Origin of the sequence: Ligilactobacillus pabuli (assembly GCF_022836475.1) — a bacterium.
GTDB classification, from domain to species: Bacteria; Bacillota; Bacilli; order Lactobacillales; family Lactobacillaceae; genus Ligilactobacillus; species Ligilactobacillus pabuli.
In genome coordinates, this window is the sequence record NZ_BQXH01000006.1 from 1,689 (window position 1) to 18,522 (window position 16,834).

General features: G+C 42.2%; 13 protein-coding genes and 1 other annotated feature. Of the genes, 1 reads left to right on the forward strand and 12 read right to left on the reverse strand.

Features of this window, described 5'->3' with window-relative positions:
* The 6 genes from LPAF129_RS04090 to LPAF129_RS04115 all read right to left on the reverse strand — a co-directional run.
* The coding region (locus LPAF129_RS04090) for a glycine/betaine ABC transporter permease (protein WP_244054891.1) at positions 1-217 on the reverse strand (217 nt) is incomplete at its 3' end.
* Entirely contained in the window at positions 217-1,410 is a 1,194-nt protein-coding gene (locus LPAF129_RS04095; RefSeq protein ID WP_244054892.1) for a quaternary amine ABC transporter ATP-binding protein, read from the reverse strand. The genes LPAF129_RS04090 and LPAF129_RS04095, both read right to left, overlap by 1 nt.
* 969 nt (positions 1,411-2,379) lie before the next feature.
* Positions 2,380-3,318 (reverse strand): nucleoside hydrolase, encoded by a 939-nt coding sequence (locus tag LPAF129_RS04100; protein WP_244054893.1) that lies wholly within the window; start codon positions 3,316-3,318, stop codon positions 2,380-2,382.
* Between the two features lie 128 nt (positions 3,319-3,446).
* Positions 3,447-3,668, reverse strand: a complete 222-nt coding sequence (locus LPAF129_RS04105) for a hypothetical protein (protein WP_244054894.1) — start codon at positions 3,666-3,668, stop codon at positions 3,447-3,449.
* Between the two features lie 197 nt (positions 3,669-3,865).
* Positions 3,866-5,203, reverse strand: a complete 1,338-nt coding sequence (locus tag LPAF129_RS04110) for an aspartate aminotransferase family protein (RefSeq protein WP_244054895.1) — start codon at positions 5,201-5,203, stop codon at positions 3,866-3,868.
* Between the two features lie 13 nt (positions 5,204-5,216).
* The gene (locus LPAF129_RS04115; RefSeq protein ID WP_244054896.1) at positions 5,217-6,659 is read right to left on the reverse strand and encodes an APC family permease; all 1,443 of its coding nucleotides are present in this window, start codon (positions 6,657-6,659) and stop codon (positions 5,217-5,219) included.
* An 85-nt stretch (positions 6,660-6,744) separates the two neighbouring features.
* Positions 6,745-6,988, reverse strand: a binding site (T-box leader).
* A 549-nt stretch (positions 6,989-7,537) separates the two neighbouring features.
* Here LPAF129_RS04115 and LPAF129_RS04120 point away from each other — a divergent pair.
* Positions 7,538-8,893: a DHA2 family efflux MFS transporter permease subunit gene (locus LPAF129_RS04120; protein WP_244054897.1), complete on the forward strand. Its 1,356-nt coding sequence runs from the start codon at positions 7,538-7,540 to the stop codon at positions 8,891-8,893.
* Positions 8,894-9,461: 568 nt separating this feature from the next.
* Here the strand turns inward: LPAF129_RS04120 and spxB are convergent.
* From spxB to LPAF129_RS04150, 6 genes are all read right to left on the reverse strand, one after another.
* Positions 9,462-11,294 carry a pyruvate oxidase gene (gene spxB, locus LPAF129_RS04125; protein ID WP_244054898.1) on the reverse strand — a complete coding sequence of 611 codons (1,833 nt, stop codon included), beginning with the start codon at positions 11,292-11,294 and terminating at the stop codon, positions 9,462-9,464.
* A 360-nt stretch (positions 11,295-11,654) separates the two neighbouring features.
* Complete coding sequence (locus LPAF129_RS04130; protein WP_244054899.1) at positions 11,655-12,599, reverse strand: AraC family transcriptional regulator; 945 nt, start codon at positions 12,597-12,599, stop codon at positions 11,655-11,657.
* Positions 12,600-12,850: 251 nt separating this feature from the next.
* Positions 12,851-13,438, reverse strand: a complete 588-nt coding sequence (locus LPAF129_RS04135) for a pentapeptide repeat-containing protein (protein WP_244054900.1) — start codon at positions 13,436-13,438, stop codon at positions 12,851-12,853.
* 282 nt (positions 13,439-13,720) lie between these two features.
* Positions 13,721-14,269 carry an NADPH-dependent FMN reductase gene (locus LPAF129_RS04140; protein WP_244054901.1) on the reverse strand — a complete coding sequence of 183 codons (549 nt, stop codon included), beginning with the start codon at positions 14,267-14,269 and terminating at the stop codon, positions 13,721-13,723.
* A 259-nt stretch (positions 14,270-14,528) separates the two neighbouring features.
* A complete protein-coding gene (locus LPAF129_RS04145) occupies positions 14,529-14,807 on the reverse strand; it encodes a hypothetical protein (protein ID WP_244054902.1) in 279 nt (92 codons plus the stop codon).
* A gap of 405 nt (positions 14,808-15,212) precedes the next feature.
* On the reverse strand, positions 15,213-16,775 hold the full coding sequence (locus tag LPAF129_RS04150) for a ClC family H(+)/Cl(-) exchange transporter (RefSeq protein ID WP_244054903.1): 1,563 nt from the start codon (positions 16,773-16,775) through the stop codon (positions 15,213-15,215).
* Positions 16,776-16,834 lie beyond the last annotated feature (59 nt).

Here is a 16,834-nt window from a genome sequence, read left to right on the forward strand (position 1 = left end):
AGCCGAGTTTCTTTTGATCACGTTTGATCCAGTAAGTAAAAGCTAGGATCACAATGATGAACAGCCATTCTGGCAGCAGGTCAAAGACCCATTGAATGGCATCGATGATCGCCTGAAAGAAGGCCGTAATACTATTGAAAAAACCAGTAAATTGACTTAACCAATCAACGCCTGCGTTGACCCAGTCAGCTAATGGCAATGCTTTGATACTACCCATTAAGCGTTCACCTCTTCCCCAGAAATAGCAGCTAGAACTGCCCCACGTAAGATAATTCCTTGTAAACGATCTTGTTCATCGACCACGATATATGGGATCGGCGTCTTCGAAATATCATTGATCAAATCATTGATTGGTGTGTCAGCGAGTGTCTTAGGCACATCAGTTTTCAATACTGAACGTAAGTCCTTGCTGCCTTGTTTGATCAAGTCAGACACATCATGCGCATCCGCAAAGCCGACGAACTTGTTTTCATTATCAACCACGTAAATTGAAGAAATATCATTGTCACGCATCCGGCGTAAGGCCACCCGTGGACCAGCCTTGGCAATGTTGATCACATGGGCTTTAGTCATGACGCTGCTGGCAGTCAAGACCCGCGTCCGGTCAACACCTTCAATAAAGCGTTCGACATAATCATTAGCTGGATGGGTCAGAATTTCTTCTGGTTCACCGATCTGTTGAACGACCCCGTCACGCATGATCATAATGCGGTCACCTAGTTTGAGCGCTTCGTTCAAATCATGCCCGATAAAAATCACGGTCTTATGCATTTTTTCCTGAATTTGTAACAAGAGGTCCTGCATTTCTTTCCGATACAATGGATCTAAAGCTGAGAAAGCTTCGTCCATTAGTAAAATTTCCGCGTCATTGGCAATGGCCCGTGCTAAGCCGACCCGTTGCTGCATCCCACCAGATAATTGGTCCGGATACTGTTGATCATAGCCATTTAAGCCAACTAAATCCAAAGCCTCTTTGGCCTTTTTTTCTTGCGTGTTTGGATCAACTTTCTTTAACGCCAACCCATATTCTGCATTTTGTAAAACTGTGAGATGTGGGAATAGAGCAAAGTTCTGGAAGACCATACCAAACTTCTCCTGGCGTAATTTACGCAAACCTTCTTTATCTAGTCCCATCACACTTTTACCATCAATTTCAACATCTCCGTCAGTCGAATCAATCAAACGGTTGATCATTCGAATCAGAGTGGACTTACCACTACCGGAAAGTCCCATGACAACAAAGAGTTCCCCGTCATTGATGGAAAAGTTAGCGTCACTTACACCAACTGTACACCCAGTAGCAGCTAAGATTTCTTCTTTTGATTTGCCCTGTTGTAATAATTTCTTAGCTTGGGGAATTTGTTTGCCAAAAATTTTAGTTAAATGCTTAACTTTAACTTTTTCTGTCATTACATGCCTCCAATAATTCCGTGCTTTCTTATGCTGCGAAATGTTAGCCTGACCCTTAAACAATTAAAACCTTCGGCTGAAAAAGTTAGGTCGGTTAACATTGCCCTAGCAGTTGAAATTCGTTGGACACCATTTTAGTATCCTCCTGCTCGATTAAAAAAGACTTGAACTGTTCGTTAGCTTGACCACATCTGATTAATGGGATAAAAAAAGACCGCTTATCACTCGATAGAGCATTAATCGGCCACCAATTTTTGTTCCACTAACGATGATGTGGTTCAAAATTACAAGAATGTTACAGCCGAATCGTTAAATTCACCTTAACATAGATTTAAGTTTTGTCCGAATGATATGGTTCAATTCAAAGCATCTTAAGGTTTTCTTAATGTTTTAAGCTTTTAAATTAGCTAGATTTTTATAGCTAACCTTGGCTTAAAAACCAAAAATCCAGTCCAGTTTTTAAGGCCTTTGAAACTAATTCCATTTACTATCGTCAAATTTTGGTACATAAAACTAATGCTAGCTGAAATTTTATTTATCAGTTATTTTTTGATTCGACTGATTCGCTTTCATTTGCAGGACAGCAGGTCTGGCAGTGGAGGTCACCAAGCTAAGGACAAACATATTTTACTGATTGGAGTTCTGTTTAGTCCATCCTTTGCACGACTGGGGCTAACTTCCCCCGACTTACACACAGTTGCTCCTCAACTGGGGCTAACTTCCTCTGACTTACACCCAGTTGTGACTCGACTGGGGCCAACTTCACTTGACTTGCACCCAGTTGCATCTAAAAAGGGGGCCTTTAATGCCACGTATGCATTAAAAGTCCCTTCCAAACTCTGTGTTTTGTAGTCGAGCTACTTGAGGCAAGAGATTCCGCCTATCCAACTAAATCAGCACATCACTGAAAAACGTGATTTCCTGGTTTAGTCCGATATGCTCGTCTCTTAAGCGCCTCACTTCGCTCTGTTATTTTGCTGCCTGCGCTAATTCATCGATCTTATCATAGAAGGCTGCGGCATCGACACTTGTTACAAAAGTCACTTCACGGCCATTAGCCGTTTCATACGTTCTGCCTTCTGACAAGCCTGTCGTGATCACATCCGTCTTCACTTGTTTAGATTCCACTAATTCTGGGTATTCACTACATAAAGTCGTCAAAACATCCCACAAGTAGTAAATGGAATTAGCTTCAAATGAATGAACTAGCGAGTAGCCTTGACCAATTAAATCTAGTGCAGGATATTTCCGTTGTTTAGCCCAACGTAAGCGCAACTCATCCGTCAATGGTACCTGATCCGTACTATCTAAACCAACCATCACGATTTCTAGCGCTGAATCCCACACCGTTTTGACAGCTTCAGCATCCCAATAAGCATTCCATTCCATCGTGTCATCCGCACCAGGCGCAGCCACGTTCCCCTTACTGCCAAGTGCTCCACCCATCCAGTACAAACGGTCAATTTTCTCCACGATTGTAGGTTCGATTTCTAAGGCGCGTGCCAAATCAGTCAAAGGACCAGTCATCACTAAAGTTACTTTTTCAGCTGAACCTTGCAGTTTTTCAATCAGATCCAAATGACCAGGTAAAGCTGCGACTGGTGTTTGTGGCTGATTACCATGTTCATTTAATAGTGGGAAATCATCAAAAGAAAAAGCACTCAAGCGCCAAGCATCTGGAAATTGGTGTTTAGCCCGTGAATTTGATTTTGCCACGTCAGCTGGCTTTCTGTCTGGGTGACCAAAGCGGTCAATAATTTTTCGGGAAGCAGATGATGCTGGCTCCACGTATCCATCAGCATCAGTTACCCCAACCCCTAGCAAATTAACTTCTGGCATTTGTAGTAATAATAGTAAAGAAACTAGATCATCGACGTTCCCATCATGATTAAAGTAGAAATTACGCATTTTAAAACCTCCAATTAATATTGTTAGGCTGCATTTGGCGCAAAATACCGCCGTTTGTCATCCTCTTTTCTATAACAGTACGGGAGTTTAAACCGACCGTCAAGTCCCAAAAATCCGCTTTTGGGAGGTTAACCGCCTAATTTGCCAAACTCGGTAATTAGGTACCCGATCATGATCACCAACAAAAAAATATCGATTCCTAGGTTGACCTTCGTCATCGTTCTTCTCTTAGGTGTGCTGGGTTGCCCCTGTTCATCAGTCCGACTGAAAAAATGTTGTAGATCATGAATGGTTGCCCAAACATCTACTGTAAAGACAAACGCAAAAATAGCTATCGTAGAAAATTTCATATGACGCCTCGTTTCTGATAAACTTGCTTTCTTTCCTATTATACCTGGCAAAGAACAAAATAGTTAGCATCTGTCACTTGTTTTCAGTTCGCTAGAAGTAATTGCCAGTCTTACTTTGTCAAACCTGGACCGGCACATCCACCTCATCCCATAAAAATAGCAGCCCCCCGCCAAACTACGCGAGTTGCTGCTATTTTTTACCAACCGATGTTAGCTGCATTAGCTGGCAAGCTTAATTTTCCTGCCTGTAATTCCGCAAAAGCTTGGTCCATGATTTCAAAGGCCTGTGCTAATTGCTCATCAGTAATGACCAATGGCGGCTGAAAACGTAACACGTTGTCTTTCAAACTAATGATCAAAACTCCTAGTTCAAACATCCGGTAAATTAACTTAGTCGTTGCTTCCCGGTCGGCTTTACCCGTTGCCGGATCAACAATATCGATCCCGCCATCGAGCCCATACATCCGGAAGGCCCCAATAAAGGCGAACTTCTCTTGTTCCTTCGTGAAGAAGTCAGCAGCAACTTTTCCCAAACGTGCAGAACGCTCCACTAGATGTTCATCTTCAATCACATCCAAAGTTGCAAGTGAAGCCGCTGTTGTCACTGGGTTCCCCGCTGTCGTAAAGACGTTTGCTGGTGAGCCTAGGCTGTCCATGATTTCTGCCCGGCCAATCACAGCACTCAATGGCAAACCTGAAGCAAGTGACTTGCCGACACTCATTAAGTCAGGTTCAATGCCTGGGAAGTTTTGAATCGACCACCATTTACCAGTCCGTCCCATCCCCTGATTGATTTCATCGACGGCAAATAGGATGCCATTTTCGTGGGCAAATTGGTAAATTTTTTCCATGAATTTTTGTGGCGCTTTAGTAATGCCTCCATCACCCTGGATCGGTTCGATCAAGATGACTGCAGTTTCTTCAGCTGGCAAATAGGTTTCAAATGGCAGCTTGAAAGCCGCAAACATCCGGTCCACAAATTCATCTTCTGTTTCATTTGGCAACTGTGCCCAAGCATCTGGGTACGGAACCTTCACTACGCCAGGCAACATTGGTCCCATCTTGCGCGCCATATTCAAACTACAGCTCGACATACTCAATGAACCATAAGTTGAACCATGATAAGCACCAGTAAAGCTCACTAAGTATTGGCGGCCTGTGTATGCCCGCGAAAACTTGATGATCGCATCATTAGCGTCGGAACCGGAATTTCCCCAAGTTAATTTAACTGGACCAGAAATTGGTGCCAAAGCACACAACCGTTCCGCTAATTTAGCTGCTGGAACATTGGCAAAATAAGCCGGTGTATATTGAATCAACTTGTTGGCTTGTTCGCTGATTGCAGCAGCGATATGTGGATGCGCATGTCCTGTATTTGTTGAAGAAGCACTCGCTAACAAATCAATGTATTCCTTGCCGTTAGCGTCGCGTAACAAAGCTCCCTTGCCTGATTCGATCGCAATATCGTAATATTGCACCCGTTGTGGTGATAGAACTTTGCTTTCATTTGCTAAAATCTTTTCGTTTTCCCCCATGAAAATAACCTCCCTAGTCTTTTGGTTCCTCATTATTTAAGTTTGAATTTCTCATTCCATAAAACAGGTAAAGCAAGATTCCAACCACAAACCACACTAAGGAATAAACCTTAGCTTGCTTGTCCAAGCCCATAAAGACGATAAATGAGCCAATAAAGGCCAGCGCCGGCATAATTGGATACCATGGCATCTTAAAGCCTGGTTCTGGTAAATCTTTACCTTCGCGCGGACGCAACTTGTAAATCCCCAGTGAAACAAACATGAAGGCGATCAACGTCCCGGCTGAAATCAGCTGTGACAAGGTGACAAATGGTAACACGGCACCAATCACAACAGCAATCACCGTCAAGAACAACAAAGCGTGGTTTGGCAAATTATTCTTGTTCAATTGACCTAACCATTTTGGCAACATGCCATCGCGACCAAATGAGTACAGCAGACGTGAACCAGCTAACATCATTCCGATCAAGGCGGTAAACATCCCAACAACAGCAATGGCCTGGACAACTACCGCAACTACTGGATGACCAGCGTGACGCAAGGCCCAGCCAACAGGTTCAGCGTTATCAACGTAGTTCGTATATTTGAACATTCCGACCAAGACCAAGGCTACGGCAACAAACAAGACCACAGCGATCACTAATGAGCCCAAGATTCCACGGGGCATCGTCTTCGAAGGATTCTTGGCTTCCGCTGCGTTGGACGCAATGGAATCAAACCCAACGTAAGATAAGAAAATCGATGAAACTCCGGCGTAAATTCCTTGCCAGCCCCCAAAGGCAGTGCCATCAGGATTGGGATGGTATTTTGGAATAAACGGTGTAAAGTTTTGTGCTTTGATTGCAGTGACACCCACGATCAAGAAGACGATCACTGCCAAAACTTTTAAAATCACCAAGACGTTTTCAACCCGCGCAGCTTCTGATGCTCCCCGTGATAAAACGAAGGAGACAATCAGCATGGCAACAATGGCTAACAAATCAAACCAGCCGCCATTCGTGCCTAAAGTATTCGAAATTTGGCGTGGCAGCTCAATTCCTAACGGTGTCAATAACCCGCGCAAATTAGCCGAAAGACCAGACCCAACAAAGGCGACCGCAATAAAGTACTCCGCCAGTAAGGCCCAGCCGGCGATCCAACCAAAACCTTCCCCAAAAATAACGTTGATCCATGAATAAGCCGAGCCAGCAAATGGCATGGTCGATGACATTTCGGCATAAGCGAAAGCCACCAAAGCCGCTACTAGCGCCGCTGCCAAAAATGACAGAGCCACGGCCGGGCCAGCATGTTTAGCAGCCACGACACCAGGTAAGGTAAAAATCGAAGTCGACACGATTGTCCCAACCCCTAAGGCCAAGAAATCCTTGACTTCTAAAACCTGCAGCAAGTGTTTATCCTTACTTTTATAGACCTCGGGATCTTCCTTACGGGTCATTTTTTTCCAAATGTTCACCATGATATTCTCCTCCTACTTCCTATGTACCTAGAACTAAATATGTTGCCTTTAACCATAAAAAAAGGCCCTATGAAGCACTTCAACTTCATAGGGCGTGTAGACGCGGTACCACCTATCTTTTATTTCGCATTAATTTGCGAAATCTCACATCACTTGTCGGATCAACGACAACGAGCGTTCCAAATAATGGTGGACGGCCATCAAAAGCTACATTAATTTCACTTTCACTGTTCAGAGGTGAGAGGTCACAGCCAGACTCGGTTTCTTTCAGCTAACGAAACCTCTCTGACAGAGTATTAGGCTATGACGATCCTCTTCAACACATTTTCATTCTAATTTAATTATAACCTAATTTATACCCTTAAAATGAGAAAGTCAAGTCTCTTTTTCATTTAGGTAACCGTTACCTATTTTTTTAAAAACAGTAACTAAGTCAACAAAGGCCTAGTTTACGGGGATAATGAGCCTTTATTCATAAACTGCAAAAAAAGTTAATGCAACATTACAAAAAGTTTTCCAGCACGCTCACCTTCAAAATTAGGGAGAATTTTTGAAAGATTAACAGCGCTTCCACTTATTTTTTTCAAAAAAGGACTTACACGAGCTAATTTTTTTGTGCTATGATAATTTCATTGCGCAAAAAGCGCCATGACAAACTTTTCCTCCCTCATTTTTAATGAAATTACTGGATTTTTGAATTTATTCCTACTTATTTAAATGTAAAAATGAGGCCAACCAGATCATCGTTTGTCAGCGCTGATGCAAATTGATGTTAATTAGACAGTTTAGAAAAGAGAGGTTTTATTTTAGTAGACTCATCAGAATCAAAATTTACGGCACAAAAGCCGCGCGTTGAAGTTAAGCACCCCTGGCTGACAATGGCCGGTATGATGATTGGTGCCTTCGTCGGAATGTTATCAGAAACATCCCTAAACATTGCTTTACCCCAGTTAATGAAGGTCTTTGGTTTGGAACCAAGTACCGTTCAATGGTTAGTCACTGGTTACATGCTTGTAATTGGGATCATCTTACCCTTCTCAAGTTTGCTGACCAAATGGTTTACAACTCGCCAATTAGTCATCTTCGCTTTAATTGACTTTATTGTCGGTGCTGTCATTTCAGCCCTAGCTCCTAACTTCGCCTTACTCTTAACCGGACGAATGATTCAGGGAATCGGAACTGGGATGATCATTCCATTAATGTTTACGGTCGTAATGACAATTTTCCCACCTTTCAAACTTGGTGCAGCGATGGGAATGTGTGCGCTAGTAATCATGTTTGCCCCAGCAATCGGACCAACTGTCACTGGTTTGATCTTAGGTAAGTTATCTTGGAACTGGATCTTTTGGATGTTTATTCCATTCTTAGTCTTGGCTTTGATTTTTAGTTTATTTAACCTAGAAAATGTTGGCCACGTAACTAAGCCGCACGTTGACGTTTTATCAATCATTGAATCAGCCGTTGCCTTTTCAACTTTAGTAATGGGTGTCAGCTTTGCCTCAAGTCTTGGCTGGACTTCTCCAGTTGTTTTAGGCTTATTGGTAGTTGGTATCATCGTTTTGACTTTATACGTTCGTCGTCAACTATCACTAACAGAACCAATTTTGAACTTAAGTATTTTCAAAAAAGCAGCTTTCGCTAAGGGGACTGCCTGTGTCATGATCGACTTCTCGATCATCTTGTCATCGATGTACCTCTTGCCGCAATACATCCAAAGCGGGATGTTGTTGGCTGTTGCTTTAACAGGGATCATCATGTTACCAGGTGGAATCGTCAACGCCGCTGTGTCTGCCTTCGCTGGTCGTTTGTATGACACAATTGGTGGTAAAAAGCCAGCCGTGATTGGTTTCGCCATTGCCGCTCTTGGAGCCTTAATGTTGTTATTTGCCAACAAAGACTCCTCGATCGCCTATGTCATTACAGCACATATCGTCTTGATGATCGGTGCACCGTTAGCGATGTCACCTTCACAAACTTTTGCATTGAATTCCTTAACTGGTTTTGAATCAGCTGATGGTAGTACCATTTTAAACACCTTACAACAAGTTGTTGGTGCGATTGCTACTGCCTTAGCTACAAGTTTCTTAGCTTTTGGTCAGCACGCATACGCTGGATCTAACCATGCGGCAGCCTTTACTAACGGTGTCCACTATGGTTTGTACTTCACCTTAGCATTAGCTATCGTCGGTCTATTGATCGCATTGACCTTTAATGAAAAGAAAACAGCTAAATAATTAATTAAAGCCTAGTCGCTCTTTGTGACTAGGCTTTTTTAATACCATTATTTCTTGTCTTGGCAAACAAGCAGACAGTCCTCTCGCTTGTAGGAAGGTTTCTCACAGTTCTTGTTTCAGACAGTGCTGGCTCGGGAACATACTTTGCTTGGCTTGACTCCAGATGGATGGTTTTGACCCTTCCTCTTGCAATCGTAGGGCCAGACTATTTCTGTTTGGCCCCCCTTTCATTAATCTTGGGGCCAGACTACTTTCGTTTGGTCCCTCTTTCCTTGATCTTGGGGCCAGACTCATACTGAAGTTCTTTTTTCTGGCTTTGATCCAGTCTCCCATCAACTGGTTAATACTTTGTCATTCTTTTAGCCAGTCTCCCGCTAACTGGTTAATATTCTGCCATTCTTTTAGCCAGTCTCTCGCTAACTGGTTAATACTCTGCCATTCTTTTAACCAGTCTCAACTAATTACAACTTATCTCAAACCAAAAAAAGGTCCCCACCTGCCTTATTCAAGGAAGATGGGGACCAACTAACAGTGACTTAGTCGACTATTAGTGTTTATTTCAATTTAATTAGTGAGCAGAAGCGCCACTTGTTACGTCAGCTTCTTCTTCCTCTTCTGGTTCTTCAGTATCAGCAGAAGCACCACTGACAACATCAGCTTCGCCGCCAGCTTGTTCTAAGAAGTAACCGAAAGGCTTCAAGCTTTGTGCTTGGTATTTTTCAACGAAAGCATTAACTTGTTCTTCTGATGAAGTTGCTGGGTCTAAGAACATGTGTTGTGTTGTGAAAGGCATTTCGTGAGTTAACTTAACGTCGATCAAAACAGGAGCACTTGTTTGAGCAGCAGCAGCCATAGCATCTTTGAACTGGTCAACAGTTTCAACAGTGTAAGCTTCACAGCCAAGACCTTTAGCAGCAGTTGCCCAGTCTGTAGCTTGAATATCAACACCAGATAATGGTTGATGTGAATCATCACGTTGTTCAGCTTCGATAAAGCCAAGTGTTTCGTTACTGAAGACGATGTTAACAATGTGCAAGTTGTACTTAACTTGTGTCAACAATTCTTCCATTAACATTGCGAAACCACCGTCACCGTTCAAGCTGTATACGTCACGATGTGGGAAGGCAACCTTAGCAGCGATTGCAGCTGGCAAGCCATAACCCATTGTTGCGTATTGGCCAGAAGTAGTCCACTTTTGGTCACCATGCATGTCGATCAAACGTTCAAAGTTGATGTTAACATTACCAACATCAACGGCGAAAACAGCTTTGTCGCTGGCAGTTCTGTCAATGATGTCAAAGATTGGTTCTGGACGAACAGGAACTTCTTTGCTGTCTTTGAAGCTATCTTGCCATTCACGCCAGTTCTTCTTGTCAGCCAAGGCTGCGTTAAAGAATGGTGTTGCTTCTAATTCTTCGCCAGCTTCAGCCAAAGCAGCCAAAGCCTTCTTAGCATCTGCCAAGACAGGAACATCAACAGAGTGACGTTTACCGATCTTTTCGTTATCAATATCAATTTGGATAACTTTAGCTTTTGGATTGAACAAGTGGATACTAAATGGAGAGTCAGTACCAACCCAAACCATCAAATCAGTTGCAAAACCAATTTCTGCACCTGGCTTTGGAGCAACACGGCCGGATGAACCAAGGTATGCAGGGTATTTTTCATCAAGGATACCTTTAGCTAAAACAGATGAAACTAATGGCATCTTGTATTTTTCAGATAAAGCTTTCAATTCAGGAGCAGCATTCTTGGCACCAATACCAAAGTAGATCATTGGGGCTTTAGCAGCCTTGATCAATTTAACTGCTTCTTCGATCTTATCAGCTTGTGGTTCTGGATAAAGAGGAGCTTGGTGGTTCTTAGCGTTTGTTTCGAAAGTATCATCGATCATAGCCCAACCGAAGTCCTTAGGAATTGTAACAACGGAAACACCATTGTGCTTGTAAGCTTGACGAATAGCTTCGTCGATCATACCAGGCAAGCTTTCAGCTGTCATAGCTGTCCGGTTCCAAACGGCAACGTCGTCAAACATTGGTTGTTCGTTCAAAGCCTGGAAGAAGTCGATGTTCATGTTAGCTGATGGAACTTGGGCAACGATTGCCAAAAGTGGTGTATGATCATGCTTTGCATCATACAAACCGTTCATCAAATGAACAGCACCAGGGCCGGCTGAACCGAAGCAGACACCAATTTTACCTGTTAGTTTTGAATCAGCAGCGGCAGCTAAAGCACCAGCTTCTTCGTGACGAACTTGAACAAATTTAATCTTGTTGCTTTGGTTGTACAAAGCGTTCATTGTTGAATCAAATGAACCACCCGGATAACCATAAATACGATCAACGCCCCAATCTTCGATAACTTTCAAGACTGCATCTGAACCACTAATTTTATTAGCCATAATAAAATCTCTCTCTTTCATGTTTAAAATTTAACATCGGCTTGTTAAATATCTTGCAATTCGAGCAACATCTTCCTAGGTAAAACGTTTCTCTTTTCGCCAGCCACACAAGCTAACGTTTTCATTAACCATAATCATCATAATTTGTTTACGCACAATCAGCAAGGTTGTTTTTATTGTTTGTGAGGTACTCATTTCCTAGGTGCTCGAAATAAATCACCTATTAAACGGGTAAAAAATTGTGGACAATCATTGCCATATCAACGTTTTATTAGGTTAATGAAATGGTCATTTTCACCCTAAATTTGCTGTAAAAAAAATTTAAAAAGCGGATAAATCTTTGTTATGTTGTGCACAACATTATTTTGAAAGCAGTTTCGTCCGCATTTGTGCAGGTGACATGTCATAGTGAGCTTTAAACTTTTTGTAAAAGAAAGACTTTGAAGTATAACCTACATAGTTGACAACATCGTTGATCGTGTAAGCCGGATTCTTTAGTAATTCTGTTGCCTGCGCCATCCGTTCATTCTCAACTAATTCCTTATACGAGTAGCCCGTGGTTTTCTTGAGCTCTGTCGATAAATAGCTTGGATTATAGCCAAAAAAGCTTGCCATTGAGGTCAGGGTAATGTTTTGGAAGTTTCGCTTAATGTATTCCGTGAAGTCCGCAATTTGGTATTTTGATTGCAAATTAATGCTGCTAGGATCAACATAGCAGTCGTTTTCTAACAATAACAAGACCAAGACTGCCAAGAGATGTGAGACTTTCTCACAGTATAAGAGGCCTGGCTCCACATACTCGATCAAAACGCGGTCGATCACATAGCTGGTGTTGTCCACTTTAGGAGCATTAAAGACGACATAGTGCTGGTCACGATAAACCTCAATAATTTGATTGATGATGCTAGCCACCGCAGACCGTGTGTTATAGACATTTTTTAAAAAATGCTGTAATTCAAACGAGCCGTCCATCTGGATCCGCACCAAAACGTCACCCCATTGTAGTGGTAAGATGCGATAATTGACTCCAGTATCCAAGAAAACAAAGTTGCCCCCTGCCACTGGAAACTCCTGTCCTTCAATGTTGATTGCCATTTTCCCGCTAAAAACGAACAATATTTCTGGCATCAACGTTTGATGCTGATGTGTTTTTTGATCATTAGTTTTTTCAATTTTGATGGTCATTCTCGAGCTTTTTTCACTGACTTTACTCATCGGTTTCAAGATGAATTCATCCTTACCCGGCAGCTGATCTTGTGTCATTAACTGCTTGAAGACATATTCACCAATTTTAGTCTGATCCATTAAATTCTTGCCTACTTTCTAATTTCAACTTCGTCTGTCAAATAGCCATTTCGTCTTTGTTAGTAATTGAGCAAAAAAATGTCATTAATTCGTCGAGTGCTCATTTCCTAGAAATAACCTTCTTTATTTTAACACTTCGCGCTTTTCTGGCAAGTTTAATTTCTATTCAAGCTAAAAGCAGTACCTTTTCTAACTAGTTGTAACTATTATGCATTGTTTATCACAAAGAAAGTTAGGCCTAATCAAACTAATTATTTTACCTTCACCCCTAATATACCAACCAGGATCTGGGCCTGCATGGGCGAGATAATACAACCCTTAAGTTTGTCAGCACTTAGTAACAAGGTCTCAAAATAACTGCTGGAAAAGTCGACATTTTTCAAAGGTGTTTGCAAGAAATCACTTCCGCTTAAGTCACACTTTTCAAAAACCAGCCCACCCACGATTTTCAACTCTTGAAAGTAGGCTTCATGCAGTCCAACTGCCATTAACTGGCAATCAGTGAGCTTAGAACCAGACACATTAAAGTAATCAGCCTTTGAATCAATAATCTTAACTTTCTTCCAACTATTATCCGCAAAGTTCGTTCCCATTAACTGACATTTATCAAAGATTGTTTGGAAAAAGAAACTCTCGCTAAAGTCATTATTCAAAAATTGACAGCTGACAAACTGGCAATCCAGCCATTCACTGTGGGAAAAATCACTTTGTTCAAAGCTACAATTCTTAAAGGTCACACTATCAAATCGTAAAGCTTCTGATGAATATGAAAAGTGACAGTCCACGTATGTTTCCCCTGTCTGAACTTCATCTAAGCTCAGCGTTTGTTGTTCGATCATCTTAACAACCTCCATTATTTCTGCGACTTTTCTTTAATCTTACCTGACTGTCAGGGGAAATCAAAGGCGGAGGACTTGAACTTGCTTCATAGTCGAGCTGCTCAAACTAGAACTCGAGCACCATCCAAACTCAGGATCAATGCCGAAACCGCATCATGCCCGGAAGCCTGTTAATGCTCGCCTTCTAACCGGGTGACTTCGCTCTGTGTACAAAAAAGCCGCATTCTTTTAATCAAGAATGCGACTCGTGTGGTATTTAACCTATTAAAATATCTTGTTTAATTAACCGATGAATTTAGCAGCAAATTCGCTGAATGATTTACCAGCGCCGGCCAAAAATTCTTTTGTGCCTTCGTTAGTGATGTTACCATTTTCGTCAGCTAGGTCAGCTGTGTTGCCGATGTATAATTCTGGTTGTTGCATTGTTGGCATGTCCAAGAATACTAATGATTGACGCAATGAATGATGTGCCAATACACCAGAGATACCAGAGATAGATTGAGAAGCAACCAATGCTGGCTTGCCTGCCCAAACACTTTGGCCCCATGGACGTGAAGCAACGTCTAAAGCGTTCTTCAATGCAGCTGGGATGTTACGGTTATGTTCTGGTGTGACAAAGATGAATGCATCTTGGTCCTTAACGTTCTTACGGAATTCTTCGTAAACTGCAGGAGAATCTGCATCAAGATCTTGGTTGTACAATGGAAGATCTGCAATGTTTAAGAAGTTAACTTCTGAACCTTCTGGCAAACCGGCAGCGATAGCTTTAGCAACGCCTTCTGAATAAGAGTTTTTACGAGTTGAGCCTACAATTACACCATATTTTGTCATATTTATAATCTCCTTTTTCCTTACAAAAAATAACTAAATTTGTCGATACATTTATTCTAGCACTTTACTTACAAAAAGCAAGTGTTTTTAAAAAAATAATTCATCTTTTTTGTTTTCCCTAACTTAAACCACCGTCAGACCAACAGTGAAACCGATTACAGTTAAAATATACCATTTAACAAACATGGACTGCAAGAAATTTCCCTCAACAAAAAAAGGCCAGCAAAATCCGCTGGTCTCACCTCTTTTAGCCGTATCCTTATTCGTCGATCTCGCCTAAAATTTGCATTTCAATTTCTTTTTGGATTTTCTTGGCTTGAATGGGATCACTATGCTCATACAGCAAAATTGCTTGTTTTAAATTAGCCATCTCCTGCTGGTCAAATGAAAAATCTAAGTCAAATTCTTCCCAGCTGTTTGCGATTCCTTCGTTAAAACGTTGGATCACAGAATTTTCATCGTTAACATACAGATCATAATCGGGAAATTCCGCTAACAAGCGGTACCCTGTCAAATCATCTTCGTACTCAGGATCCATAATGGTCACTTTACCTCCTGTGTTGACGTTTGTTTTATTTCGAGTTTTACTTTATCTCTTAGTTTAACAGATTCACCGGGATTTTGCTGAAATTTCTGGTTTGCATACATAAGTCTGCCTGACTTATGTGCATTTCCAACTAATGCAACAGAATGGAGCACTTTGAACTGCTTTCTTAGTCGAGCTCCGTAACTCAGAAGATTCCGCTTAACAAGCAAGAACCTTCAATGCCAAGTGCGCATTAAAGATTCTTACTCCTTAATGCTCGTTTTCTAACCGAGTTACTCCACTCTGTTATTTTAGTCGAGCTCCGTGAAACAGCAAGTTCCGCCTATCTAAACCCGGGAACCAATGCCTAAACCGCATTAGTCCTCGGGGTCCGATCATGCTCACTTTCTAACCGTTTCACTCCGCTCTGTTATTAATTGGCTGGTTTAATTTCTTCAGCTGTTCCCGGACATGTGCACTAAAATTACTATCTACCAACACAATCAAGGTATCGCCTGGTCTAATCAACGTCTCACCATTTGGAATCGCCGTTTTCTCACCCCGTCGGACACCAATTAGTAGAGTGTTTTCTGGCCAGTTAATATCTCGGACTTGTTGACCAACAAAACGACTATCATCAAAAACTGGCAATTCAACTTGGTCGTTTTTACCACTGATCACATGTAATTTCTGATCGACCGTCATTCGGCCTAGCAATGACTCATAAATTGGTGCTCCACCTAATAAGTCCACCACGATATAAGCTACCAATGAGGTCAAAGCCAGTGGTACCAGATGTTGTAACGAACCAACCATTTCGGTCACCAGCAAAATTGCGGTAAATGGTGCTTTCCCAATGCCAGCAAAATAGCCAGCCATCGCCATCACCAATAAGTCAACTAGGTATTGTTCCGGCAAAAGGTTTAGTTTAACCATGACTGCTCCGTATAGCATGCCAATTACCGCACCCAATGTCAAAATCGGCAAAAAGATGCCCCCTGGTAAACCAGAGCCATAAGAGACCATCGAAAACACAAAACGCACCACTAATAAGAGCGCCAAAGCCCCAATCAACGGCTGAACCTGTGCCATGTTGATGATGATTCCATTGCCGCCACCCAAAACGTCCGTAAAGAAATAACCGACAATTGGTAGTAACAGTAACGGAAAGACTCCATGAAAAGCACGAGGAATCCGTCCCAAAATTTTCTGGTACCAGACAGAGCTTTTCAGCAACACTCGCTGGTAAAAGTAACCAAGTAAGCCCAAGACTACGCCTAATAGCAGCAGATGCCAGTAATAACGCAAGGGTAAGCCTGGCACTGGTCCCACGTGCAAAACTGTTTCTAAACCGAAAACATTCATCGAAACCACATCGGCCGTGATCGACGCTGATAAGGCACCCATCCACACTAACGGCGAAAAGTTATGGTAAACTTCTTCCAAAATAAATAGCGTGCCAGCGATGGGCGCATTAAAAGCAGCCGATAACCCGGCAGCGGCACCACTAGCGATCAAAACTCGTCCGCCTCGTTCTGATTCATTGGTTAGTTCGGCGACTCCTTGACCGACAGCTCCACCTAACTGGATCGATGGACCTTCCCGTCCCAGAAACAAGCCGGAACCGATCGCCAAAATTCCCGTGACAAACTTGCGCCATAAAATTGACCACCACTTAAACTTAAACTGCCCTGCCAACTGACCCTCAATTTCTGGGATCCCTGAGCCTGAAATATGGGGCTGTTGTGTGACTAATTTGCCAATAACCACCCCTATGACCAGTAATATTGCCAAAACTCCCACGAGATACCATGGCTGTGAGTGGGCACTACGATAGACTTGTTGCCACAATCCTAAAGATTTTTCAATCGACCAGCGAAAGGTCCCCACAACGACTCCTGCGATTGCTCCAATCAAAACTCCTTTTAATATGTATATCAGATGAGCTGAATTGATCAGCTTCTTATTCTTGCTTTCCATTGTAACCTCCATTAACTTCATATTATCCTGAAACTAATCTTCTTTCTATTATAGCGCAT

Excerpts from the sequence above, each read along its gene's own strand:
- LPAF129_RS04095 (WP_244054892.1), bottom strand. The coding sequence starts at position 1,410 with ATGACAGAAAAAGTTAAAGTTAAGCATTTAACTAAAATTTTTGGCAAA.
- LPAF129_RS04100 (WP_244054893.1), bottom strand. The coding sequence starts at position 3,318 with ATGCGTAATTTCTACTTTAATCATGATGGGAACGTCGATGATCTAGTT.
- LPAF129_RS04105 (WP_244054894.1), bottom strand. The coding sequence starts at position 3,668 with ATGAAATTTTCTACGATAGCTATTTTTGCGTTTGTCTTTACAGTAGAT.
- LPAF129_RS04110 (WP_244054895.1), bottom strand. The coding sequence starts at position 5,203 with ATGGGGGAAAACGAAAAGATTTTAGCAAATGAAAGCAAAGTTCTATCA.
- LPAF129_RS04115 (WP_244054896.1), bottom strand. The coding sequence starts at position 6,659 with ATGGTGAACATTTGGAAAAAAATGACCCGTAAGGAAGATCCCGAGGTC.
- LPAF129_RS04120 (WP_244054897.1), top strand. The coding sequence starts at position 7,538 with ATGGCCGGTATGATGATTGGTGCCTTCGTCGGAATGTTATCAGAAACA.
- spxB (WP_244054898.1), bottom strand. The coding sequence starts at position 11,294 with ATGGCTAATAAAATTAGTGGTTCAGATGCAGTCTTGAAAGTTATCGAA.
- LPAF129_RS04130 (WP_244054899.1), bottom strand. The coding sequence starts at position 12,599 with ATGGATCAGACTAAAATTGGTGAATATGTCTTCAAGCAGTTAATGACA.
- LPAF129_RS04135 (WP_244054900.1), bottom strand. The coding sequence starts at position 13,438 with ATGATCGAACAACAAACGCTGAGCTTAGATGAAGTTCAGACAGGGGAA.
- LPAF129_RS04140 (WP_244054901.1), bottom strand. The coding sequence starts at position 14,269 with ATGACAAAATATGGTGTAATTGTAGGCTCAACTCGTAAAAACTCTTAT.
- LPAF129_RS04145 (WP_244054902.1), bottom strand. The coding sequence starts at position 14,807 with ATGGATCCTGAGTACGAAGATGATTTGACAGGGTACCGCTTGTTAGCG.
- LPAF129_RS04150 (WP_244054903.1), bottom strand. The coding sequence starts at position 16,775 with ATGGAAAGCAAGAATAAGAAGCTGATCAATTCAGCTCATCTGATATAC.